The following is a 23,949-nucleotide window of genomic DNA, read 5'->3' as shown; positions in this document are numbered from 1 at the left end:
GGGGGTTCCGCTCGTCGTACAAACCGCCACGCAAGGGAGGAGGTCTGCCTTCTATGAGTATAGGACGCGCGATTCGTCGTGCGCACGCGACACGACGTGATATTGGTGTCCGCAACGTCTCATCTCAGCGCCAACGTGACAATTCCGTGAGCGCAGACCTTATGTCGCCGGCTCTTCCGGCGTATACGCATGCCGTGAGGGGGTGTCGATTCCACTAGCGAAAACGTCGGTGGGTCCCACCGTTTCCGGATGAGACCCACCGCCCATATTTGGCCGTTCCAACACGACCGCTCCTGTGATTGGCAGTCCCGCGAGCAGTCGTGTCGATACCGTGCGCTCTTGTCAGGGTAAGCCATGTCCTGCTGGTGATGCCAGCGACTCACGGCAACAACCTGGTTAAGGGCGCGTGAAAGGCGCGTCATGCACCCCAATTCTGCGGCTCATGCGGCCGCATTTTCCGTCGATTCTGTCCAGATCACCCCCGTTGGCGAGGCTTCTACGACCAACGACACCGAATGGGACGCCCTCGTCTCGGCCGCTGTCGAACGGGTCAATCAAGTCGAGCAACTCAATGCGGAGAGTGAGCAGCGGGGCCGGTCCTGGTCGTTACCCGTCGATCCCGGCCGACAAGCCTCAACACCAGCATGGACCGGGCGTTCTGCCTGGCAGCTCCAGGTCCGCAATGTGTTGAACTCTCCTACTGGGCGTGACGTTTGCCGGCGATGCAAGGTCAGCACAGAGTTCGTCTTCGCTGTGGCCGTGACTATGGCCTCGTTCGCAGAGCGGTCAACGGGCCGGCGCGTATGCGCCGCACGGGATACGATCGCCCACCGCAGCGGAGTCAGCGTGTCAGTTGTGAAACGCGCCAGAAGGGCACTTCAGACGCTTTCTGTCGCACGCGAAATGGTACGAGGGAGGTACCTGAGAGCTGACGAATCGTTTGCTGCTGAATCTCATCACGGGCGGATTCAACGTCGTGCGGCGTCAGTTTGGGCGCTGACGTCGCCGAAATCCCTGGTCATCGCCGCTGGGCGCGCGGTGAAGAAGCTCTCCAAGAAGGTCCGACGCTCACCCAATGCGACTCGCTCAACTTATCCCCAATTGCACGCTCGTGGCCCCCTATCCCCTTCTAGGGGATTTAAGTTGTTATCTCTTGTTAGAGATCTATCACCAAAACGCGCGCGAGCGCGCGCGGGCGAGCAATCGAAGAATCCACAGCCCCCGACACAACAACCTCGACCGATAGCCCTGCAGCGCACGGCCGCTGAGCTGCTCTTTCACGCACCAGCATTCGAATCGGCTGGGCACATCGGGGCAATCTGCGAGGTCCTTGCGAGTGCTGGCATTGACGGGAGTCGCTGGCGCGGGCGTGACATCGCCACTGAGCTCACGCGCGATACCCAACAGCGGGGCTGGATTTGGCCGCAACATATAGACAGGCCTCTTGGATACCTCCGGTGGCGGTTGACTCAGATCGATTGGACCCGCCCCTCGCCATCTGAGATGGCCCAAAAAGCGGCCCAGGAAGCCCGTCAGCGCATTGTCGACCGCGACGCGCGTCTCAGTCGCCGCGATCGTGTCATGGCGACTCCTGGGCACCGTGAGCGGTGCAAGCAAGCCCTTGCGTCGAAGCTGCTTGAGCGCCAAAAGGCTGATGAACATCTCTGAACACTGACGATCGACTGAGGCAGAGAACCATAGCTTCTGCAGAGCAGCCATTCGCGTGGCGATCGAGGGCGCGGGTACAAGCGTGGTGTTAAGCGATGGCTCCGGGAGTCATGCCCCGCAGCGAATAACGATCGCTGCGGCCGAGCCTGATCTGCATTCCAGGTGCCGGGCCTACTCCTGCGATGCGGGTCTGGCGGGACGGCGTATCCAGTCGCCGGGTCGGTGTCCGTTCTTTGCCCGGTCTAGTTGCGTCCATCGCCCATCGCCCATCGCCCATCTCACCGCTCCACGTGGTGCCCACTCCGCGGACGGGGGAACAGGTTGAGCGTGTTCCTGCGCTGTTGACGCCGCGTTCGTGTTCCTGCGCTGTTGACGCCGCGTTCGTGTTCCTCCGTCGCTCGACCCAAAGGCCCGCACCAGGTCGCGGGCATCGCTCTTGGATGAAAGTGAGCAATCGCGGGAAGCCACATGCTGACTACGGACTCCCTTCGGTTGGATGGGATACGTCGTGGCCAAGGGATCTCTTGTGCGGCAGTAGAGATCCGGTCGTGCCGAGTGTTGAGCGTCCCTGTGTATGACGACCATGGCGCCACCAACCGTCACCCGTGATGCAGATGGGCTCCGGCCAGAGAGCCGATCGTCTGCATCGTCATCGTGCCGAGGAACGAGAACAGCCGTGATGAGCACTGCCGGATCGGGCGGACACCACCGCGCGGTGTCGTCGGCGACTTCGTCGGCATCCAGGGTGACGGCGTGCCGCGAGAAGCGCTGCTACCAACACGAACTGGCCCCTGGTGCGATTGGATGTAGTCGTCGACACTGGTCCCACCATGAGCGGAGTCATCGGCTGTGATCGTCATACGCCGGCCCGAGGAGGCCGACACCTTTCTCGACGCCGGCACCATGCGATGCCCGCAGTGCCGGGGCACGGTGGCCAGGTGGGGACACGGGCGTGCCCGCACGGTCCGCTCGGTGGGCGAGACGACCCTGACCGTGCGCCCACAACGGGTGCGCTGCCGCGACTGCGGCGCCACGCACATCCTGCTGCCCACCGCCCTGCAGGTACGCCGGGCCGACACCACCGAGGTGATCGGGAATGCGTTGGCCTACAAGGCGAAAGGGCTAGGGTTCCGGAGGATCGCCGAGCGGATGGGCCGCCCGGGTTCGACCGTGCGCCGCTGGCTACGCCGCGCTACCGCTGAGCATGTGCAGTGGCTCCATCGCCGGGGTACCGAGCGGCTGGTCCTCGTCGCCCGCGAGGCGTTCGGCACCATTCGGTTCGTTGGGAATCCGCTCGGGGACGCGCTGTGCGTCCTGGCGGCGGCCGCGGTCGAGGATCGTCGCCGCTTCGGGTTCCCCGATCCGCCGTGGGACCTGATCGGGATCTACGCACAGGGACGTCTGCTGTCCCCACCACGCAGCGGCTGACAGAACCGTCCGGTCCGGGTTTGCCGTGCCCGGGTGCGTCTGTCATCGTGCCGATCGTCGGCGTTCGCAATGACGCACAGCAGTCACCGTGCCGACGAGCCCGTCAGCCTGCCGACGAACGGCGACACCTGCGTCTGCAAATTCCGTGACGCCATCGTCTGCACTCTCAGCGACGGCCAACACCCGAGAGTCTTTGTGCGGACTAGCGGTCTTGCAATCTGGTAAGAGCGACTTGGCCACAGTGCCCTCGGATTCGTTCCGGACTTAAGGCAAGCGGAGGATTGGCGTCGAGGACGAACTGAAATGAGATGAAGCAACACAGAATGAGTCAGATTCAAACGCGGCTGCCCCACTGTCTTGTCAGGCATTTCACTGGTGCGGCCTTGGTGGGTTGGTTTGTGAGCCATCAATTTCGGACTGGCACACCTGGGCGCCGCACGCGATCGGTGCGGGATCTGTGGGGCGATGGGATCCGGCAATCGGATCTCAGGCGATCGTTCGCGCATATGTGAGATACGACGCCCTCTCCGCAAAGATGGGGAACCGTAGCCGAACTCACGCCCCCGTTACCTTATTCACGGTCCTTCACAGAAGGGCTACGGTCGCCAGACCCGGTATGACTCCTTGCCCCTGTCTCTCGCATGATCCGGGGGGTGGTGTCGCCGGGTGTGGTGGCGTCGACGGACCGCTTATAGGGACACGGCCAACCGAAATTGTGTAGGTCTCTTTGTAACGTGGGTGCCGGGCGTCGATGCCGGAACGGCGACCGGCCGACCGAGACACAAGGGACGACCCCTGAATGGACTCGAACTATGCAGTGTACTGCGGAATCGACGTCGGCAAAGGCGAACACCACGCCGTCGGACTGACCGCCGCCGGAAAGAAGATCTACGACAAGGCCCTGCCGAACGACGAAACGAAGCTGCGGGCGGTCCTCGACCGCCTGGCCAGCCACGGATCGGTGCTGGTGGTCGTCGACCAACCCAATACGATCGGCGCCCTGCCCGTCACCGTGGCCCGCGTAGGCGGCCACGACGTCGGATACCTGCCCGGACTGGCGATGCGCCGCATCGCCGACCTGTACCCCGGACAGGCGAAAACAGACGCCCGAGACGCCTTCATCATCGCCGATACCGCCCGCACCATGCCGCACACCCTGCGCCGCGTCGACACCGGCGACGAGGCCCTCGCCGAACTCGAGGTCCTCGTCGGATTCGACGACGACCTCGCCGGCGAGGCCACCCGGGTCAGCAACCGCATCCGCGGCCTGCTCACCTCCATCCACCCCGCCCTCGAGCGGGTCCTCGGCCCCCGCATCGCCCATCCGGCGGTGCTCGAGATCCTCTCCCGCTGCGGCGGGCCGACCGGAATCCGGCAGGCCGGCAAGCGCAAGCTCACCGCGATCGCGGTCAAGCACGCACCCCGCATGGGCGCCCGGTTGGCCACCGACATCCTTGCCGCCCTCGACGAGCAGACCGTGGTGGTGCCCGGCACCACGGCCGCCGAAACCGTTCTCCCCAAACTCGCGGATTCACTGAAAGAGACCCTGTTACAACGCAAAGCGGTCGCCGCGGACGTGGAGAGGGCCCTCGATGACCACCCTCTTACCCGGGTCCTGACCTCGATGCCCGGCATCGGCGTCAGGACGGCAGCTCGGATCCTGATCGAGGTCGGCGACGGCTCCGCCTTCGCCTCCGCCGCGCACCTGGCAGCCTATGCCTGCATCGCACCGGTCACCCGTAAATCGGGCTCCTCCATCCGTGGCGAGCACCCGGCCCGCTCCGGCAACAAGAAACTCAAACGCGCCCTGTTCCTGTCCGCCTTCGCCGCCCTCCACGACCCCACCAGTCGCGCCTACTACGACAAAAAACGGGACGAGAAGAAGAAACACAACGCGGCCCTGATCTGCCTCGCCCGACGCCGCTGCGACGTCCTCTACGCCATGCTCAAGAACAAGGAACTCTACCGGAATCCAACCCCCTCAGCGGCTTGACGAAAACCATAGGGACACCCCCCCGGACGTTTCGCGGCGGCATCGAGACGCAGTGGCTGGCACTCCCGCTCCATAACTTTCAACCGGTGAGTGAATGCATAAGCCCACCAGGACCCTGCGGAATCGTGAGGGAAGTCAGCAGCCTCAATCACGTTCGATGGCCACCAGGCGCTTCTGGACTAGCGGTTGACGGCGCTTGGGTGCGCTGCGGCCGGGCGAAGCCGCGGGACCTCACGTCAGTCCTCGGATCCATGTTCTGAAGTTGTTGAGCTGACCCGCATAGGGGTGATGCACCGTGCATCACCCCTATGGTTTGACCAGACGAGGCGGAGCCGATCAAGAGGTCGACCGAATGCTGGCTGAAGCGATCGTTTAATCCCCCGTCGGGTTGATCGGGCAGGAAGGCTGGCCCGCGGGCAGGAGCGCTCCGCCACTCGATGAGCCACGAGGCGTATGCACGCGGTAGTGAGGTTGCCCCGCCTCTTGGGTGACGATAGGAAGGTGGAGCGCCGCCTCATAGTGGTTGGGCTCAAGTCGGGCATTCGGCGCAGAAACGAATCCGACGGGCACACCGGATCCGCAACCTGATTGCCGATATTCTTGACCGAGGCCGGGCGAGAAGGTGCACTGAAGGTTGCAAAGGCCGCCCCGGCCAGATGGACAGTGTCCGTGAGCCATTAGAGCGAGCTCCCTTGGGTGATGCACCGTGCATCACCCAAGCTTCGATCGAGCGACGCTCCCGTGAGCACTCGCTAGTCAACGTGAAGTCCCATATGAGGTGACCTACGACGGTATCTCTCGTTTTCGTGAGTAAGTCGCTACACGCCCACTGTCTCCGGTGCCGTCCAGGTTCGATTGCGCTGCTGGCGAGAACGACCTCACCAAGGAGAATCAATTCAGTGGAGTCGGGGAAGCGTCAAGATGTTGGAGCAACACCGATGCGGCGGGGCGGGGAATGACACGCCGATCGCAGGAGTGAAGCCGACATACGCGCGGGGCCATCCACCGCATCTCAGCGAGGACCCAGTTAGCTAGCCATCAGAAGGACGCTAGCCCCAACCGGTCCCGGTCCTCAGCGGAGGTTTCCCACGAGGCGTACCCAAGCGCAATCCCCCTCGACGCTGTCACCGGCCCCGCACGAGCGTGCAGAGTGCCTTGCTGTGGCGAACACACACGGGCCGCCATGAGAGGTCGGCAGTGAAACGCCTCGCCCGAGCGCCGAGACTCTGCGCCGTCCTAGCCACCCGCGGCTTGCAACCTGATGTGCCGCCAATGCGGTGATGCACGGTGCATCACCGAAGGCATCGACAGCGAATGGGCTCGGCCTCGCTTATCAGTCGCGTAGACGACGAGTCGGCCAGATCGCGAGTCCTCCGCGGTGATGCACCGTGCATCACCGCGGAGGACAGATGGTGGTGATGCACCGTGCATCACCGCGGAGGAGTGAAACCCCGCTTTGCCTGGGCGGCGCTGCGGTCGACCGCCACCTCCGTCTCACGGTGTCGACTTGGTCAAGCCCCAGGACGTGGTGTACGAGGTTGTCGCGTGACTCCTCGTGGGGTGGTTATGTGGTCAGCGTTGCGTGGGCCCTCCTGTTCGGGTTCCGTAGGGGCCGTGTTGTCGCAGTGGGGGCGGGTGAGGCCGTCGAGGCCCCATCGCCGGCAATGTGCGGTACCCCGCTCGCCCGGATGCCGAGGCACTGCCGTCACAGGTACCCCGCGGCTTGCAACCTGATTGTGCCGCCAATGCGGTGATGCACGGTGCATCACCGAAGGCATCCACAGCGAACCGGGTTCGGCCGCATTAATCGGTCAAGTAGTCGACGAACCAGCCTGATCGCGACTGGTCTGGTGGTGATGCACGGTGCATCACCGGCGTGGTGTGGCACCTGCCTTGCTCCTGGGTGTGGATTTGGCGCGGTTTGGGATGCGTTATGCCGTCGATGATGCACGGTGCATCACCGCATAGGCGACACGCCGCCGGAGATATCAAAGGAGGCAGATCGTTCCCAGTACGCTCCATCTAAATACATGCAAAGCATGCACTGAGAATGGAGGATGATGAACGCCGGAGTGACATCCGAAATGGTGGCTGCCAGTCCATCGACCGGTCCGGCCGCGACCAAGCGAAAGCCAGCCGCGCGCAAGCCGGCAGGCAGGAAGACCGCGAGTCGGTTCCGAAAGTTCGCCGGCGGCGAAGAGAGTGAGGAACTCGCGGCCGCTGCCTCCGGTGATGTAACTACTACGCAGGCGAACGGTGATGCAAACTCGGGCGGCATCACCGCCGCGCTAGTCGGACTGGCTGCAGCCGACGGTCAGACCGTTGTGCAGGTTCCAGTTCTCCAGACTGCCCCTCACCCGTTCAATGACCCGGACAGGTCCAAGCCCCAGACTGGCGACCCGAAGTGGGATGAGCTGGTTAATGGGGCCAGGGCAAACGGCATCAAGGTTCCCGCGCTGCTGGTAACGCGCGAGGGATTCCTCACGGAGCGGCCTGACCTCGCTCACGCTATTGGCGACGATGCCGAGTATGTGGTCATTTATGGGCACCGTCGTCGTGCGGCCGCTATCGCAGCCGGCTTGGCAACGATTCCGGCGGTAATTGATGACGCCGTGATGGATGATCACGGCGACCTCGATGCCATGACGCTGGAGAATCTTGGGCGTCAGGACCTTTCGGAGCTCGCTGAGGCTCAGATGTTCGCTCGGTATTCCGAGTTGGGGTTGTCTCAGCGTGCGATCGCAGAGAAGCTCGGTGTCGACCAGGCAACGGTGTCCAGGCGGCTGTCGTTGTTACTTCTTGCCCCCGAGATTCAGACCGCGATTGCTGAGGATGCGATTCGTGGCGCCGAGGGTGCGGCGTTGGCGGGGGCGCTCCCCTACGGTCCTGCTCGAAGCTGGCAGAAGAAGGCGGACCCGACTCAGGGCACGGATGCCCGTCGTGCTGAGCAGCTCGCGGCGTTCGCGCTGATTTCTGATCGCGGAATGAGCCCGACGCGTGCCGCTGAACGTGTGTTGACCGAGCGGAAGTCGCGGGAGCAGGCGTTGGCTGCGGGTCTTGAGATTGTGGATCCCCGCGAGCGGTTCGGTGATGGTTTCCACGAGCATCGACTGTTCGAGGTCTCCGATGTCGATCTTGCGAGTGCAAACCTCGTCGGTGCGATCGATTCCGGTCAGGGAACGCTCGTCTTCTATGCGATCGACATGCCCACAGACGAGACCGAGGATGCCAGCGAATCGGCCGCGAAATTAGAAGCGGAAGCACGGACGGCGGCACAGAAGGCTCGTCGCGAGGCGGGCAAGAAGCTTGTGGCCTCTGTTCCTCCGCGGGAAAAGTTGGTGACCTACTTCATCGACCAGTACGCCTACGGTGTTTCCGCGTTGGCGACGAGCGCGGAGGGGTGGCGCCTGGCGCAGGCGTATATGCGGCTGGAAGGTCTGGACGCGGGCGAGTTCAGGATGAGCGCCCAGAACGGCGACGAGAAGCGCCGCAGTGAGATTGCCTGGGCCTGCGCGGTCGCTGGTTACGAACTTGCGGCAGCGAATGACTCTCGGGAGTGGGGGGCTTCGGACCTCACGTACTTGGAGTTGTTGTCCGAGCGCGCTGGGTACCGGCCGACCGCATGGGAGGAAGCTCGAATCGATGCTGCGCGCCGCGAGTTGCGTGACGCCGGTTGATCGGTGATGCACGGTGCATCACCGACTTCATATCTCGTTCCGTCGGGTGATGCACGGTGCATCACCGAGGTTCGTTACTCGTTCGGCCGGGTGATGCACGGTGCATCAACCAAAAAGGCGACATCAATCCAGTTCAAGACATTCAACCGCAAGGAGTTCCCGTGGCTACCTACGCAGTAGCAACCCTGTCCGGCAGTGCCGGCAAAACCACAACGGTCACCTCGACGGCCACATTGCTCGCTCAGGACGGATACCGCGTCCGGGTTCTCGACATGGACAGTCAGGCAAACGCGAGCACGTGGCTCGGGTATCCGGAAGCATCCGGTAAGACCGCCGCCGACGTGCTGCGGCGCAACGCTTCTATCAAAGAAGTCGAGCGTCCAGCACGGGTGTTGCGGGGATACGACGAAGGCGACCAGCCCGTATATGAAGAGATCCCCAACCTGACAATCGTGCCCGCCGCACGCGACACACTCGACAAGTTGATCGTGGAGTTGCCTGCGGTGACGGGTGGTGTACTTCACTTGCGTGACGCCCTGGAGGAGGCGGATCCTGTCGACGTTACCTTGATTGACTCCCCCGGCTCCCTGAATGTTCTGGTTATCGCCGGCATTCTCGCGACAACCGTCGATGAGGAGGGGCCTTACGGTTCGTGGGGTTTGATCACGTGCACGAAGCCCTCCGGCAAGGAGAACGAAGGCATCCCGGCGTTGGAGCAGGAATTGCGGAAGATCAAGCGGACTTACCGCGTCGATGTTCCGCTGCTGTCTATCGTCCCCTGCGCGGTGCCGCCGATCGGTGACGTCTACCGTGAGCAGATGGATGATCTGCTGAGCGAGTATGCGGACAGGGTTACGCCGCCGATCCGTCGTGCGAGCATCGTGGATGAGGCTTACACGAACTATGTTCCGGTGCCGATTTACGGTTACAGGGCAAAGACGGTCACCAGCGACTACCGAGCTGCGCTGACTCATATGCAGAAGCTGGGGCTGTTCGGACAACGGGCAGTGGTCGCGTAGGGGCTGGAGGCCACCTGTGGTGAACGATGTTGGGCGGCATATGCGGCCTTCGCGTGGGACGAGCACAGTCAATGTGCCCCATGATCTGCACGCGCTCGCCCGGGCCGCCGTACGCCTGGTGCGTCGCAAGACCGGGCGGCCGTACTCGCTTATGCAGTTCACACAGGAGGCGTTCGCGGCGCAGCTGAGAGTGATTGCGGAGACCTACAACGATGGTCGCGCGATCGAGCCAGACGCTGAGCCGCTGGAGCCCGGTAAGGCGGTGTGACGCAGGGCGGCGGCATGGAGAGCTCAAGGGCAGGCTGAAGGGTGTCACAGGGGTCGGTGTAATCGCCGCGGAGGTGAGTTCTCTGCTGGATCGTTATGGGCGAGTCGGGGCTACCGAGCGAGTCGCGTGTCGCGCGGTGGGTAGGGAGCCAAGTCGGTGTGGTCGGCGTGCGGTTCCGTCGTCACGTCGATGCAGGTGGGCTGTCCGTTTCGAGTTGATCGAGTCGTCGGTCAATTGTGTGATGGACGACGGAAGCGGCGCCACAGTCCACGGCATGCGTAGGCGGTTGCAGCACTGCCGCCGAACATCAGAATGATCAGAAAAGAGATCCCCGTAGCCGTCGTGGTGCCGTGGCCACTGACTCAATTCCAGCCCATCGAGAGACCGGGCACTAGTGCTGCGAGTCCGAACATGAGTAGCACGACGAGACCCACGATCGTGTCTCGGGAGAACCTTGTTTCGGCCACCGCGTCACCATATCGGGGCAGGGGTCCGCAGCGCCGACCTTCTCCCGGGGCGTCCTGCCGGCGATATGGTCCGACGGGCTTGGGACACCACCGCCACTACGTTGAGGTGGCGAGGGTCAGGGGGCGCCGCGCACAGGGTCCGCTCCCCACGGTCGCACGACTGGACGCCCCTCCCCTCCCCCGGTTCCCCTCGCCCCGTTCCGGTCGTCGACTCGCGCGTGTTCAGGCGCTGTTGTCGGTCTCAGTCTGGTCTGACATCCAGATACAGGCGGAGCGCGTGTTCGACCAGCGCGCTTCGGCTACCCGCGGACCACTCTTCAGCGAGAGCATCGAGTGTTGCGGTATCGGAGGCGATGATCCCGGCAAGAGGAACGCGAGCCTGAATCTCGCTGTGTCGTCGGCGGCGCGGTTGCGCACCGGCTTCACGCCGCTTGAATAGTCCGGCGCTTGCGTGAGGTTCTGAGGTGCTCCAGTGGTGTTGAAGTTCGCCGGCATGCGTTTCAACGGCATCGAGAACCACTTGCCCGTATGGACGCGCCGTTGCGCGGTCACGTTGTCTTTCCTCGAGCGTGAGTTGGCGTAGTGCTGTGTACACCGCCGGGGGTAGATAGACCTCAGGAGGGGCGGTCCGGATCGGCGCAAGGCTGCTGTCGCTGCGTGGTTTGGGCTTCCGGCGGGGCGCGACGACCGCCTTCGAAGCCTCAGACTGCGGGTGGGGGGCTTCAGGTTCAGCGTTCCCCACTTCCGGTGACGCGTCGTCCGAGTCGGGAGGATCGGGCGACACTACGGGTGACGGTTCCGGTACCGTCTGAACTGCCTCACCTTCTGGGTCGTCCGGTGAGGGCGGGGATTGCGGGGCAGGCGTCTCGTCGACCGTTTCGGCGACAATGCTCAGCGTGGGGAGCAAGTCGTCGAGATCGCCAAGAGCTCCGGGATCGAATGCGGCCTTCCGGCGTCGTGCACTCACGCCACTCCCCCGGAAACTTCGTCCTTCTCCGCCGACGCCAACCGGCTGAGAACTTCTCGGGTAAGGGATTGGTAGTCACTCGCAAGACCGGATGGGTCTCGGGACCACAATCGCTCACCGAGGCGCTTCTTGTCGCGCAGCCGCTGGATCCGATTTTTCAGCTGATCCTCCGCGGCGGTGACCAGTTCTGCGGGGGTCAGGTGACGGATCCGGAGATCAACGGCGGCTGCACGATCGGACCGAATAAAGGTCTCGAACGGCGCAGCGCCGCTACCTTCGAGCAGGTCCTCAACCTGCTCGAAGACCTCACGGTTCCGCGCTGTCGCGCGTGGGTTCGCATCAAAGAGAACGACGCCGAGAAGTTGGATGAGGGAACCGTTCTCACGTGCTCGAAGGTAGCGGGCTGCGAGGAGCTCCACTCCCGACAGGCTTGCGTCGTCGTCCTTTGTTGGTACCAAGAGGTACCGCGCTGTACCCAGCAGCGCATCGAGCAGCGGAGCGTCTCCGGGGCCCGAGTCGATCAGAATCAGGTCGTAGTGTTCGACTGACTGCAATTCGGTGAGGGTGGATACGAGATTGCCGCGCAGATCCATACCTGATTGGGCTGCGGTGGCCGCGATCGCGCCGATGACCGCGAGTGCTGGTCCCCCGGGGATGAGATCGAGGTTCGGTCGGACCTCTCGGGTGGGTTCGAGCGGATGCGCGTACTGAAGGGCCATGCTGAGGCCCTTCCCGCGGTCTCCCTCGACTCCGAGATCCGAGGATGTGACATTTGCCTGCTGGTCCGCGTCTACGACGAGTACCCGGCGTCCGGCCGCTGAGACCATGCCTGCCACAGCTGCGACGATCGAGCTCTTGCCGACACCGCCCTTTTGATTGGCGATGAGCACACTGCGCGGGGGCTGCGTTGGTGACATGCCTAGCAGGGTACGGCTGGCTGGTCAGCTAGATGGCCAACGACACGCCCTTGCCTATGGGCGTGCCACAAGTCATGAGTGTCGCCGTTGGTAGGGCATTTAACCAGGTCCTATTAGGAGTCGTGGGAAAGGTTGTGCAACAGGTCTTGTTCTAGGCCGTATGCACTGTTGTTTGAACGGGCCTTAGACACCGTCTTGTAATAGATCGGAATGATGATCGTGCACACGGCCTATTCGAGGGTAATTTATCAGGGCATGGCCGAGGTGGTTGAGATGGTGATTACACAGGTCATCACCTAGGGCACTGAGACGATCCGGTTACCGGTGATGTTTACGGTGTTGGATAAGGACGTAGCTAAGGCCATATGTAGTGCCGTAGGCATATAGGCAGGTCAGACCCCTATTTAGATATCCAACTAGGCGCCGTGAACGTCACAGGGTGTTCCCGTTCTGCGTCCTCTATTGGGTGACTCTGCGCGGTGGGGGAGTGGACTCTGCTCGCTCTGCAGAGAGTGTTCGGGTCCACGGTGAGTCGCTCGGTGTCAAGTGGTGGCGTAGGGGGTATCTGGTCTTCCGGACGGCAGGCAATGGTGGCCTGACGCGTTCTGTACTGTGCTGAGGTGTCAAACTCCCTGTTCAGATGGGTGAAGTTGCGTTCGTCTGCTGCAGACTCGGGTCTGGGGGAGGGGTTGTGTGCCGGCTGGGACGACGTCCCTCGGTGCGCAATCGCGCGCGCGAGCGGCGCGCGATTGGCATCTATGTTCGACTCCTGGAATGGCTTCCACGATCACCTCTCATAAGGCCATATGTAAGGCCATACGACAGGTCGTATTTATGACCTTTTGTAAGCTGCTGTTAGTGGACCACGGGCGATGCATGCCGCCTAGAAAAAGGGGTGGAATCCGCTCATGTTTGGGGTGGCGCTCAGAACCAACCAGCATCATGTCCGCCTACATCCACACCCCTTCCCGTGTTACGTCACGTGACGTACTGCGGGAAGGGGTTGATCTGCAGCATTCGAGAACACAGACCCTTCGTAGTCGAGCCGAACAGCGACTTCTAGCAGGCCTCGATGCACCGAACCAAAAGATCGTCTCAGGGCACTCGCCACGCCATAATCGACGAGGGCAAGGCATCGGTGCAATAGCGCACCCCGCGATGCCGGCAAATCGGGAACCTTCGCACAGGTCGTGCTGACCGCAGCCACAGCGTCTGATGGCACAAACCACCTGGTCAAAATGTTTCGGTGTGATGTGCTGCAGCGGGTTCTACGTCCGTCTGGCCCTCGGTGAGCGACAAGCGCCCTGCGAGAACGGCGGAGGAAAGGAACCACAGCGAGTCACTTCCGCAATTTGTTACTCGACCCACGCTAAAAGACGCTCGGAACTCGATGTGAGAAAGAGTCCGCAGGTCAGGGCCCATCATCAGAGTATAGGCACCACCGCAGCAATGAAAGTTGCGATCGACTCCTTGCGAGGAGTGGCCCACGATTGTCTCCATTGTCGGCGTAAGAATCGGGGGCGGTCGGGTGTCGGTGGGGGAGCGGTGTCCCCCTCAGTCACGACCGCGGTGATGCACCGTGCATCACCGCGCATCTGGCAACGGCGACCTCCGTGACCGCGGCAGTGCCATCGCGACGCAGCGTAGCGGATCCACGAAATCGACACATACGCCTGGAATGATGTGCACGTGAGCAATCACGAAGCGTCGTGCCCTACAAGCCCGAGGTCCGTGGGGGCAATGCCTACCGCTCCGTCCGGCGGCGACGCGACAGGTTCGTTGCCGGGTGTTGACGATCTACTCGTCGCCGACCTCGACCGACTGCAATCTGCCAGCACCGCGCGAAACTACCGGCAGGACTGGGTTAGGTTCGCGAGTTGGTGTGCGCCCCGTGAAATTTCATTGATGCCCACCGACCCTCATGCTGTCGCCGACTATGTGCGTGAGAGCGCGGAGACGCGGTCCGTCGTGGGCGATCGGATGTACTCCATTGCGACATTGAGTCGGTGGGTGGCGTCCATCAACTATTGGCACCGCGCATCTGGATTGCCCCTGCCCGGTCGGTCGCCGTGTGTCAAAGATGCGCTCGCGAACGCGCGACGGGCATACAAGCAGAACGGTGACCGCCCAACCAAACGGGCGCACCCACTTCGTATCGGCGAGCTCGAAGGAATTGTCGGCGCGAGTCGTCGCGACGCAACGACATGGGCCAAGCGTGCGCGGGAGCGCCGCGACAGCGCACTATTGTTAGTGGGGTTCGCCGGGGCACTTCGGCGCTGCGAGCTGTCAGTACTTACCATTGCCGATGTTGCCCAGTGCCGCGACGGCGATCTACACGTCCAGCGTCCAGGGCCGCATGAGGGTCCGGTCGAGGGCTCGATCACGCATGTCCAGTCATCGCGGGATCACACGATGTGCGCTCCCTGCGCCTACCGGCGCTGGCTCGAGGTGGTTTCGGCCGTCGACGGCTTGGGTCGTCCCGGTGTGATTCGGCTGCTCCACCAACACGAGGAATTCGAAGGCCACGTCTGCCTTTCTGAAGCGCCGGTCGTCGATGACCCGGCATTACCGGTATTCCGTGCCATCCGCGCGAACGGCAACATCAACTCGGGCGCGCTCTCGGGCGCCGCAATCCACGCCGCGATTCGGCGGCGCGCAGCCCTTGCAGGCCATCCCCACGAGTTTGTCGAACGGGTCGGGGGAGAGTCGTTGCGCGCCGGCGCCGCTGCAGACCGCCTGGACAACGACGCGCAGCGTGACCGATCTTTGTGCCGTACGGCTAGTGTCGCGAGAGCGTAAGAACAGTTGGGCGCCGGGCCCGATCACGCTATTGGGAGCAAAGGTGACAGAGGGCGGGCCTTTGGTGAGCGTGCGGTTGCAGTTCTTCGTTCGTCCCGCGACCGTCAAGGGACGATGCCGAACGAATGTGCGGAGCGGGCAGTTCGCCGGCTCGGCGCGAGAACTCCCGGGGCGACACATGGCGCGGGTACGTGATCGGCGGCATCGTATTGCATAACCTCATACTGTGATCATCGCCCAGACGGAAATCAAAGGCGTGCAGGATGTTTCCGCGCTGTTTCCCCGGCACGGTCAGGGCGCACAGTACCGACACGACTGGGCTCTGTTCGCTGATTGGTGTACAGCGCTTGAGGCGTCGGCACTTCCCGCTGGTCCATTTGCCCTCGCGAGGTTCCTTGGCGAGCATCCGGCGGCTCAGTCCACCCAGCGGCGGCGTGTTGCAGCGATCAATTGGGTGCACAACGCCAGTGGGTACCCCGCGCCTGGGTCTGCTCGAGTGATCCGTCAAGCTCTGTCCGCACGTGCAGGTAAACGCGACGATCTCTCTCGCTCCGCACGCGGGGTGCTGTTGACGCTGCCAACTGTCGGTTGGCCACAAGGACTGTTTGGTCGAAGGGATGCGCTCATCCTGGTTCTCAACTGCATTGTCGGGATATCCGCGACTGAGGTGGGGAACCTTCAACGGAGCGACGTCACGTATGACGGGAAGATTGTGACCGTCGGTGGCGGACACGCTTTGGAGCTGCACCCATTAGCGGACAACCCTCAGTGTTGCCCCGTCGCGATCTACCTGAGATGGGCACGCCTTCAGGCGTTCTTCGATCGCTACCCCTCGAACCGAGTGCTCGCTCGAAGTCTTGCCAGTGCTCACGAGATTGCCGCTGACATGGTGGAGTCCTACGGGAAGCTGCCGGGTCTGCGAGAGGGTCACGACGGGCCCCTGCTGCCGAGCTTCGATCAGTGGGGACATTTCGCCGCACTCCGACGCGATCGCCGAGGGATTTCCGGCAAGTCGGTCACGGCGATCGTTACTGCGCATCTGACGGGAGTTGCCTCGGCGAGTCATACCCGCTCCGATCCGACGGACAGACCTGCCGACGTCGAGGTGGAAGAGGAGGGGTCCTCGTCTTGTGTCGACGGCTCCGAGAACGGGATGGACTGCACATCGCTCGGCCCGGACACACTTGCCGAGCAGTATGAGGCGGCTATCGCTCGGAAGTATGCGGATGTCCGGGCATTGGGAGACCTCGCCGAGGCGTTCGAGGATATCGATCGGAAGGCCGACGCGATCCTAAGTCGCACCGAGGAACTGCTCGCTCAGATGGGCATGGCGTAGTCACAGGCGGTGCGACCACCGGGAATGAACAAGACCCTGTCCCAGGGAGAGAACGAGGAACAGTGCCCTCCGCCGAGAGGGCTGAGTGTGGGTGAGGACTTCCACCATGTAATACGGTCGTACGTATTGTGAGCGTGGGTACGTCCCACTGACTGTGCCGACGGATGGCTACGACGATTCCGACCCCGGACTTCCGAAGACCTCCGCCATGGGCAATTCATCAAAGACGCGGAGACCACTCTCCATCGCTCAGGCGGAGGGTCTGTTGGTCGGGATCGGTTTTCACGCTGCGGTTCTTGGTCCGCGTGGGCGGGGACCAGGAGAAACTCCAAGTGCTGCGAGTGGGCCACGCTCTTCGTCGGGTAGCGCGTCTGCTCTCCACTTCTTCACTGCCCGGTAGAGCCACTGACCTACCTGCTCGCCTTCAGAGTTGACATAGTTCGCGGGAACGAGTGCATTGCCGTGCTGCTCACGGTAAGCAGCGATCTCGGCCAGCATCTGACGTCGCTTGCTGTCGGTGCGGGTGACCGCGGGTAGTGGGGAATTGTCTTCGCTCCATACGAAGCCGATTGAATCGAGTTGGTGAATGCGCTCTGCCGGAAGGGTGCCGAGCATTCGCGCGACGCGCTGCCGGTACTGCCAGCGACCGAGTTGGAAGCCACATTCAGTTACGTAGTTCTCGGGTATCGCTGTGTGAGGATGTTGTTGCCGGAATGCTGAGTACAGCTCCAGCGCCGAGGCTGCGGACCGGCGAGTACGCATCGAGATCAGTCCTTCTGTGGAATCCATATATTTGTAAAGTACATAGCTTCTTCTTTAACGATGTCAACCACATTGACCGCGTGTCATGAAAATCACCCGGATCGCGGTGAAGCGACCGCCGGACTGGCACCGAGTATCTGTCCACCTCGGACTGCTCGATCGTGTCATTTTCGCAATCGTCTTCGGCGAGAGGGCCGTCGACATTCCCTGCATTCGCATCGGCGGGAACTGGAACTCTCTCCCCAATTCGGGCTCCTGTTGAGCTGTGTGGGGATCCGAGGGACCTGCTCGATAGCCGCGCGTTGGTGCTCCTCGCAGTTTCCAAAGCTCCGAGCCCGCCGACAAAATGATTTCTGGCTTACGGGGATTTATTGTCGCGCTGAGTGTTCAGGCCGCGGGGGTTCAGGGGTACCAGCTGGCGGTGGGCGGTCGTGGTTGAAGGTGCAACGGATTGCCCGCGAACCTCCACCCATGAGAGGTCGTGCAGTCGACGGGATGCGGCTTGGATTCCTAGTGTTTCCAGTGAGACGAGCGCTCGTCGTGAGCCGGGATCTACGACCGGATGGTCGCGCCCGGCCTCCGAGGAGTGGGCACCGATCGTGCTCAACCAAGTGGAATCAGCGATGTCCTGTTCGAAACCTGTCGCGGATTGGCAGGCGAACATTACTTCGCAGTAGTGTTCCCCGGGTTATCGACGTGAAGGAGTGGAACTGTGGCGCGCAAAATTGTTGTCGAACGCATCGACGACATCGACGGAACTCCGATCAAGGACGGCGAAGGGGAGACCATCGCGTTCTCTGTGGACGGTGTCGACTACGAGATCGACCTGAAGGGCAAGAACGCCAGGGAATTCCACAGCACTCTTACCTACTACATCGAGCATGCAACTCGCGTCGGCGGTCGGAAGCGTCGGTCGACTCCTGCGGTGGATCCGTCGCAGGGGCGTGCGCGGGCAAAGGAAATTCGGGAATGGGCGACCACCGAGGGCTATGAGCTGTCCACGCGTGGACGTATCCCCGCTCAGGTCGAGGAAGCGTACAGCGCGGCTCACTGAGTCCACGCCGTCACGCGAGGTGAAAAACGGCCTCCGGCCAGCTCCTTTCGAGTTGGCCGGAGGCTGTAGCAGTTCCAATGTCAGGAGGTGGACGACGCGTCGATCAGTGCCTGGCGCTGGTTGGCTCCGAGTCCGCCGATTCTACGGGTCTCGGCGATCGACAGTTCCTCGAGGAGTTTCGCGGCCTTCACTGATCCGACGCCGGGGAGCGCCTTGAGTAGTGCCGAGACCTTCGTCTTCTTCACTATTTCGTCCGTTTCGGCCTTGGTGAGCACCGCTTCGACGCTGAGGTCTCCAGCTTTCACTGCTGAGAGGAGTTCGCTACGCGCTTTGCGGGCTTCGGCGGCCTTCGCCAGTGCCTCGGCGCGTTGTTCCGGTGTTAAGACAGGCAGTGCCATGATGGTGCTCCTTGTTGCGTTGTTCGGCCAGATCGTCTGGCTGTCCCTCGCCATCGTGCCAGGTGGAACGGACATGTCCGCGACCTGATCGCTGAGGAACGACCTCCGGATGGCTGTTCTTACGACTACGGATGTGTCCGACAGTGTGCCTGATCAATATGTCGTCTGGGTGTCTCGCTAGCGATGAGCGTTGTCGATTCAGAGCAAAGACGTCCTTGCATCTGGGTGATCAATGATCGCCGATCGTATCCTTGCTTCAGGTGGAAGCTGTTGCGGTGGAGATGAACGCTGCGGATTTCGGTGGCGCTTCCAAGATGGGGATCATGGTAATGAAGCCGCTGACTCGATAATTCGAGGAGCGTGAGCCGGGGTGGCGTGATGCACCCTGTGCGTGCCAGCGAAGTAGGTGTCGGAAAAAAATCGCTCAGTTTCGAGGTGCACGCCGGATCGATTGCGCAAATGGTGTTCGGTGGTGGCCTACGCGTCGGTGCGGCATGATTCGCCATGGTCAGTCATAGTCGTATGACGAAATCACAGTCGGTGGAGGTGAGTGATGGATCCGTTCGAGTTCGTCGCTCATATTCCCTGTCCGCACTGTCGTGTAGGGATTGGTGAGCGGTGCGTCACCAAGGATGGGTACGTGCGGAAGATCCCCTGCCTTCATCGCGTAAAACTCGCAAAATGGCCTGATACGGAAAAACTTCCAGATCACCGATCGGATTCGGACCGTGATGACGGCGAGCAGGGGGACTCCCGCGACGAGTGAAGGTGCGCCATCGACTCCCCCGCGGAGATTGTCGGGACGAACAGCAGAAGTGTCGAATCCCGCTGGTGCAGAGGACCCTCGACTTCTCGCCGCGACAGGCCAACAATGCTGCTTGATCTTCCGACTGGCTTAGCGCGGACCTCCTACCTTAGTGAAGCGGGCGGAACTGGCCACAAAGTTCGGGATGCCTCGGTACAGGTATGGCGCCCTACGAAGGCGGCTTGCGGGTCGATCATGGTCCTGCCGACTTCTCCCGGTGCGGTAGACCGACCGTCAGTCTCTGCCGGCGATGACCGAATGTGGCGCGGTGGGGATTGTCGCTGGTGAGCAGGGTGGGGTCAGGGGGTGCTAAAAGCGATGTTTGGGGATGCAGAGGGGCTAGCCGGAAGACATCGATTAGTTCTGCCGCCCGGCGGGGTTTGATTCGGCGGAGACGGATGGTTGTCGGACCTGAATGAAGGGATCGGAATCATCGGTTCGTCGTTCCGGCGTCGCGTGGCGATACGGCGGTGGCTGGGCACCACTGGCTTACCTCCAGAGCGCCGAGATTGTTGCCGGTGGGAATGTGAATGTGCAGGCGGCGAGACATCGCTGCTTATCGCCCCGGATCTCGATCACCCCGGATCTCGATCGCCCCGGGGTGACGCGCCGCGGGTGCGGGCGCCGTGCTGACTTCGCCACCATCTGCGGGAAGATGGCTCGGTGAGCGATTCTGGACTGCTACCCGACGATTACCGTGACTTCCTCGAGCATCTCAAGTCTCAGGTCCGCCAGGCCCGAATCCGGGCGTCGCGGCTGGTCGACACTGAACTGCTCCTGTTGTACTGGGACATCGGCCGGGCCATCCTCGACCGCCAGGCCGCCGAGGGGTGGGGCAGCAAGGTCATCGACCGGCTCGCGGTGGATCTGCGATCCGAGTTTCCGGAGATGAGAGGATTCTCGCGGAGCAACCTGCACTACATGCGGAAGGTTGCCGCGGAGTGGCCGCGGAGCGCATTTGTCCAGCAGTCTGTTGGACAACTTCTGTGGGGCCACGTGCTGCTGCTGATCGACCGACTCGATGACCAGGCCAACCGGGACTGGTATGCGACCGCGGCGTTCGAGCACGGCTGGTCCCGCAACGTCCTGATGCATCAGATCCGCAACCGACTCGACCAGCGAATCGGCGCGGCGCCTTCGAACTTCACCGAGCACCTTCCGCCGGCGACTCTGACCTCGCGCAGCAACTGGTGCGCGACCCGTACGTGTTCGATTTCCTGGACCTCACTGATCGGGTTGCCGAGCGAGAGCTCGAGGCGGCGCTGATGGCTCGGCTGGAGCGGTTTCTGCTTGAGCTCGGGCACGGCTTCGCGTTCGTCGGCAGGCAGTACCACTTCGACGTACGGCGACGATTTCTACATAGATTATTCCGATTCCCGGGTTATTCCGAGGCCCGGTGTCGAGCGGCCGCTTTGTGCTTGCAGCCTGGGGTGATGTTGGTTTCGGTTGGTTGGGTGTCGGGATATTGCGGTCATCTGAGTCCGAGTAGCCGGTTGAGGATGTCTTCGTTGTCGTGCCAGACAGCTTGGGATGGCTGGGGTGTCGGGGCGCCGTTGGCGGTGGCCTTCTGGATGGCGCGGCGTTTCATTTCGGTGTCGGCGTGGGCGTAGATGAGTGTGGTCTGCGGGTCGGCGTGCCCGAGCCACTCGGTGAGGAGGGCGAGCGGCATGCCTGCCTGGTAGAGGTGCATGGCTCGGGAATGGCGCAGCATGTGGGGGTGTGCTCCGGCGGGCACTTCGGCGCATTTTCGGTGGGCGGCTTGGGCGTGCTGGCGAATGATCCGGGCGGCGTTGTCGTCGGACATGCGCGTCTTGCGGTGGCTGTGGATGGTGTAGAACAGCGGGTCGCCAAGCTGGGGGTCGGGGTGGAACGCGGCGGTGTAGCGCCTGTAGTGGGCGGCGGTCTCCTTCGTGATGGGGATGCGGCGGGGTTTGGATCCCTTGCCGAGTAGGTCGATGGTGAGACGTTGGGCGTCGAGGTCTCCGATGGCGGCAGAGAGCATCTCGGCGTCGCGGGCGGCGGTGTCATACATCAAGATCATGAAGAACTGGTCTCGCAGTCCGGACCGGATGGTCGGATCGGGTTGGGCGAGGAGCGCTTTGATCGCTTGCTGGCTCATGTGGGAGACGGGTTTGGTGGCGGGCGCTTTCATCAGCGGGATGCCTGCGAGATCGGCGAGGTGGATGGCGAGTGTCGGCTCGGCGGTGGCGGCGTATTTGAAGAACGACCGGATGCAGGCGAGGCGCTGGTTGTAGGTTGCCGCTGTCCAGTTGCGTTCGGCACGTGTCTGTTCGAGGAACCCGGTGATGCAGGCGCGGTCCAGCATCGGGAAGGTGATCTTGTCGACGGGGATGCCGCCGGTGTCGCAGACGTGGCGCAGGAGCATGTTCCAGGCGCGGCGGGCAGATTCGATGGTGTGGGGGCTGGCAGCGCGTTGCCTGGGCAAGAACACGGTGAACCAGTCACGAAGGTGTTTGAGGAAGGTGTCGGCCGGTGTGCTCATAGCGGAGGCTCCGGGATGATCCCGTCCGCGCTGGTCACGCCCGTCGCGGCGATCCGCTGGGGCAGCAGGTGGACGTAGTAGGCGGTGGCTGTGTAGGTGGCGTGGCCCATGTAGGCGGACCGGTAGGGCAACCAGACGCCGAGGTCGCGGCCTTCGTCGACCCAGCGCGCGAGTGTCCGGGTGGCGTAGTTGTGGCGCAGCGTGTAGGGCGTTGAGCCGGGGGCGACCCCGTCGGCTATTGCCCGAACGCGGTGGTACTGCGCGGTCAGCCAGCGGGGCGGGTAGGGCCGGCCGGAGGTTTGTTCGAAGAACCACTCGCGATCGGGCTGGCGCATGTCGGCGAGCCGGTCAAACCTCGCCAGCAGCTCGGTCATGTCGTCGCCGACTGGGACGAGGCGGTCTTTGCGGCGCTTACCGTGAACGATGGTCAGCACCATGGTGTCGAGGTCGACGTCGGCGCGGCGTAGCCGCCGGGCCTCCTGCGGTCGAAGCCCGCAGCCGAGCATGAGACGGAACACAACAGGGATGATGTGCTCGCGGTACGGGCTCAGCTTCGATGGTTCGATCCGGTCACATGCGTTGAAGAACCGTTCCAGCTCGTCGTCGGTGAACATGTGCGGTAATCGCCTGGCCGGTTTTCCGATCCAGGCGGACGGCATCACGAACGCATCGGCACCGACTGATTGAAGGTATTTGCCGAAGGACCGGATGGCATGCATCTTGTAGCCTGACCTGCCCGCCGACTTGCCCTCGTCGCACCACTGTGTGGCCAGTTCCCTTGTCAGGGCGGTGGTGTCGGGATGCTTGGCTAGGCAGAACCGGTCGAAGTTTTGCATCACGAACGGCAGCGGGCCCGTGTAGAGGCCCAGCGAGTCCCTCAGCTCCAGCATTGCGGTGATATGGGAGGCGAACGCGCTGTTGTAGTTGGTCATTGCAGCGCCTCCGCCCGGCATCCAAAGCCGGTCAAGGGCAGGTAGCACTCGCGCAGCGAGTCCGTGTCCAAGGCGATGTAGCGTTTCGACGAGTCGATTCGGGAATGACCGAGAATTTGGGCGGTCATCGGCAGTTCCGTACCGGTCTCGATCAGCCTGGTGCCCAGGGTGCGACGTAACGCGTGGAACGTCTTTCCGTCGCCGGCCTTGTGGTGGATGCCCGCCGCGGCCAGATAGCGTCTCATGATCAACGCGCCCGTCGGTCCCGTCAGTTTGACGTGCGGAGCGTAGGCGCGCAGGAACACCTCGGGTGCATCGGAGGCAGGCCTGGCGTTCAAGACATAGTCGGCGACCGCGTTGCCAGCCTCGGCGGTGAGCGGCAGCGCCAGCGTGGCCGAGGTCTTTCGCTGCACGATTCTGATCTCATCTCGTCGCCAGTCGATGCTCTCCAACCGCAGATCGGTGATGTCGCCGCAGCGCAGCCCTGTCGACACGGCCAGTCGTACCATCGCGTAATCCCTGTTGCCGACGGCCGTCGCGGTGTCGATCACTGCTAGCAGCCGGGCGACCTCGTCCTGGGTGAAGCGCGGCAAGATCCGAACCCGTCTCGGTGAGACCTGTGACAACATCGCGTGCACTGGCAGGTCGGACAGTTCGAAGTCGTTGAGGAAGCTGAAGAATCGCTTGACCGCCCACACGGTGTTCCCCATGCCCGACCGGTGATTCGGGGCCACGGCCATCAGGAATCCCCGCACGTCGTCTAGCCCCAAAGCCGTGTAGTTAAGTCGTGGGTTGTGTTGTCAAGGGTCGATGTCGGTGAGGATGTTGATGGCGATGGTGGCCTTGAGACTTGGCCCTCGAGTGCGGCCGCGGGCAGTGCTGGCGACGAACTTGGAGATCGCTCGTTTGACCACGCGGGGGTTGGTTCGTGATCGTCGGGCGGGCATCAGGTGGTC

General features: G+C 62.7%; 16 protein-coding genes and 1 pseudogene. 9 read left to right on the top strand and 8 right to left on the bottom strand.

Annotated elements, in window-relative coordinates:
* Positions 1-1,167: 1,167 nt before the first annotated feature.
* Positions 1,168-1,719, bottom strand: a complete 552-nt coding sequence (locus tag ACFWAY_RS43475) for a hypothetical protein (RefSeq protein WP_378514849.1) — start codon at positions 1,717-1,719, stop codon at positions 1,168-1,170.
* 798 nt (positions 1,720-2,517) lie between these two features.
* Between ACFWAY_RS43475 and ACFWAY_RS43470 the strand changes: the two genes are divergently transcribed.
* From ACFWAY_RS43470 to ACFWAY_RS43450, 5 genes are all read left to right on the top strand, one after another.
* Positions 2,518-3,096, top strand: coding sequence for a DUF6431 domain-containing protein (locus ACFWAY_RS43470; protein WP_378514848.1), 579 nt, complete (start codon positions 2,518-2,520; stop codon positions 3,094-3,096).
* Positions 3,097-3,895: 799 nt separating this feature from the next.
* The gene (locus ACFWAY_RS43465; protein WP_378514847.1) at positions 3,896-5,089 is read left to right on the top strand and encodes an IS110 family transposase; all 1,194 of its coding nucleotides are present in this window, start codon (positions 3,896-3,898) and stop codon (positions 5,087-5,089) included.
* A 2,060-nt stretch (positions 5,090-7,149) separates the two neighbouring features.
* Positions 7,150-8,766 (top strand): ParB/RepB/Spo0J family partition protein, encoded by a 1,617-nt coding sequence (locus ACFWAY_RS43460; RefSeq protein WP_378514846.1) that lies wholly within the window; start codon positions 7,150-7,152, stop codon positions 8,764-8,766.
* A 161-nt stretch (positions 8,767-8,927) separates the two neighbouring features.
* Positions 8,928-9,785 (top strand): ParA family protein, encoded by an 858-nt coding sequence (locus ACFWAY_RS43455; RefSeq protein ID WP_268793044.1) that lies wholly within the window; start codon positions 8,928-8,930, stop codon positions 9,783-9,785.
* 73 nt (positions 9,786-9,858) lie between these two features.
* On the top strand, positions 9,859-10,053 hold the full coding sequence (locus ACFWAY_RS43450) for a hypothetical protein (protein WP_005262439.1): 195 nt from the start codon (positions 9,859-9,861) through the stop codon (positions 10,051-10,053).
* Between the two features lie 689 nt (positions 10,054-10,742).
* Here the strand turns inward: ACFWAY_RS43450 and ACFWAY_RS43445 are convergent.
* Together ACFWAY_RS43445 and ACFWAY_RS43440 are read right to left on the bottom strand one after the other, a co-directional pair.
* Positions 10,743-11,072, bottom strand: coding sequence for a hypothetical protein (locus ACFWAY_RS43445; protein ID WP_378514845.1), 330 nt, complete (start codon positions 11,070-11,072; stop codon positions 10,743-10,745).
* Between the two features lie 411 nt (positions 11,073-11,483).
* Entirely contained in the window at positions 11,484-12,404 is a 921-nt protein-coding gene (locus ACFWAY_RS43440; protein WP_378474017.1) for a ParA family protein, read from the bottom strand.
* A gap of 1,905 nt (positions 12,405-14,309) precedes the next feature.
* Here ACFWAY_RS43440 and ACFWAY_RS43435 point away from each other — a divergent pair.
* Both ACFWAY_RS43435 and ACFWAY_RS43430 read left to right on the top strand, forming a co-directional pair.
* Positions 14,310-15,203 (top strand): integrase, encoded by an 894-nt coding sequence (locus ACFWAY_RS43435; protein ID WP_378514844.1) that lies wholly within the window; start codon positions 14,310-14,312, stop codon positions 15,201-15,203.
* A gap of 226 nt (positions 15,204-15,429) precedes the next feature.
* Complete coding sequence (locus ACFWAY_RS43430) at positions 15,430-16,539, top strand: hypothetical protein (RefSeq protein ID WP_378514843.1); 1,110 nt, start codon at positions 15,430-15,432, stop codon at positions 16,537-16,539.
* A gap of 282 nt (positions 16,540-16,821) precedes the next feature.
* Here ACFWAY_RS43430 and ACFWAY_RS43425 read toward each other — a convergent pair whose 3' ends face one another.
* On the bottom strand, positions 16,822-17,328 hold the full coding sequence (locus tag ACFWAY_RS43425; RefSeq protein ID WP_378457455.1) for a helicase associated domain-containing protein: 507 nt from the start codon (positions 17,326-17,328) through the stop codon (positions 16,822-16,824).
* A 685-nt stretch (positions 17,329-18,013) separates the two neighbouring features.
* Between ACFWAY_RS43425 and ACFWAY_RS43420 the strand changes: the two genes are divergently transcribed.
* On the top strand, positions 18,014-18,355 hold the full coding sequence (locus ACFWAY_RS43420) for an Lsr2 family protein (protein WP_378457454.1): 342 nt from the start codon (positions 18,014-18,016) through the stop codon (positions 18,353-18,355).
* An 80-nt stretch (positions 18,356-18,435) separates the two neighbouring features.
* Here the strand turns inward: ACFWAY_RS43420 and mihF are convergent, their stop codons facing one another.
* Positions 18,436-18,753 carry an integration host factor, actinobacterial type gene (gene mihF, locus ACFWAY_RS43415; protein WP_378457453.1) on the bottom strand — a complete coding sequence of 106 codons (318 nt, stop codon included), beginning with the start codon at positions 18,751-18,753 and terminating at the stop codon, positions 18,436-18,438.
* Positions 18,754-20,221: 1,468 nt separating this feature from the next.
* On the opposite strand from mihF, the pseudogene ACFWAY_RS43410 reads away from it, so the two are divergent.
* Positions 20,222-20,923: pseudogene (locus ACFWAY_RS43410) on the top strand (PDDEXK nuclease domain-containing protein); the annotation flags it as partial.
* A gap of 106 nt (positions 20,924-21,029) precedes the next feature.
* Here the strand turns inward: ACFWAY_RS43410 and ACFWAY_RS43405 are convergent.
* The 3 genes from ACFWAY_RS43405 to ACFWAY_RS43395 are packed head-to-tail and all read right to left on the bottom strand — an operon-like array spanning position 21,030 to position 23,586.
* A complete protein-coding gene (locus tag ACFWAY_RS43405; protein WP_378514842.1) occupies positions 21,030-22,061 on the bottom strand; it encodes a tyrosine-type recombinase/integrase in 1,032 nt (343 codons plus the stop codon).
* On the bottom strand, positions 22,058-22,993 hold the full coding sequence (locus tag ACFWAY_RS43400; protein ID WP_378514841.1) for a tyrosine-type recombinase/integrase: 936 nt from the start codon (positions 22,991-22,993) through the stop codon (positions 22,058-22,060). The genes ACFWAY_RS43405 and ACFWAY_RS43400 overlap by 4 nt, the downstream gene beginning before the upstream one ends.
* The gene (locus ACFWAY_RS43395; RefSeq protein WP_378514840.1) at positions 22,990-23,586 is read right to left on the bottom strand and encodes a tyrosine-type recombinase/integrase; all 597 of its coding nucleotides are present in this window, start codon (positions 23,584-23,586) and stop codon (positions 22,990-22,992) included. Before ACFWAY_RS43395 ends, ACFWAY_RS43400 begins: the two co-directional genes overlap by 4 nt.
* Between the last annotated feature and the right edge of the window lie 363 nt (positions 23,587-23,949).

The sequence above is a fragment of the Rhodococcus sp. NPDC059968 genome, from assembly GCF_042738615.1.
Lineage (GTDB): Bacteria > Actinomycetota > Actinomycetes > Mycobacteriales > Mycobacteriaceae > Rhodococcus_F.
The sequence above is the reverse complement of the archived record's forward strand: the minus strand, read 5'-3'. Positions and strand labels throughout refer to the sequence as shown.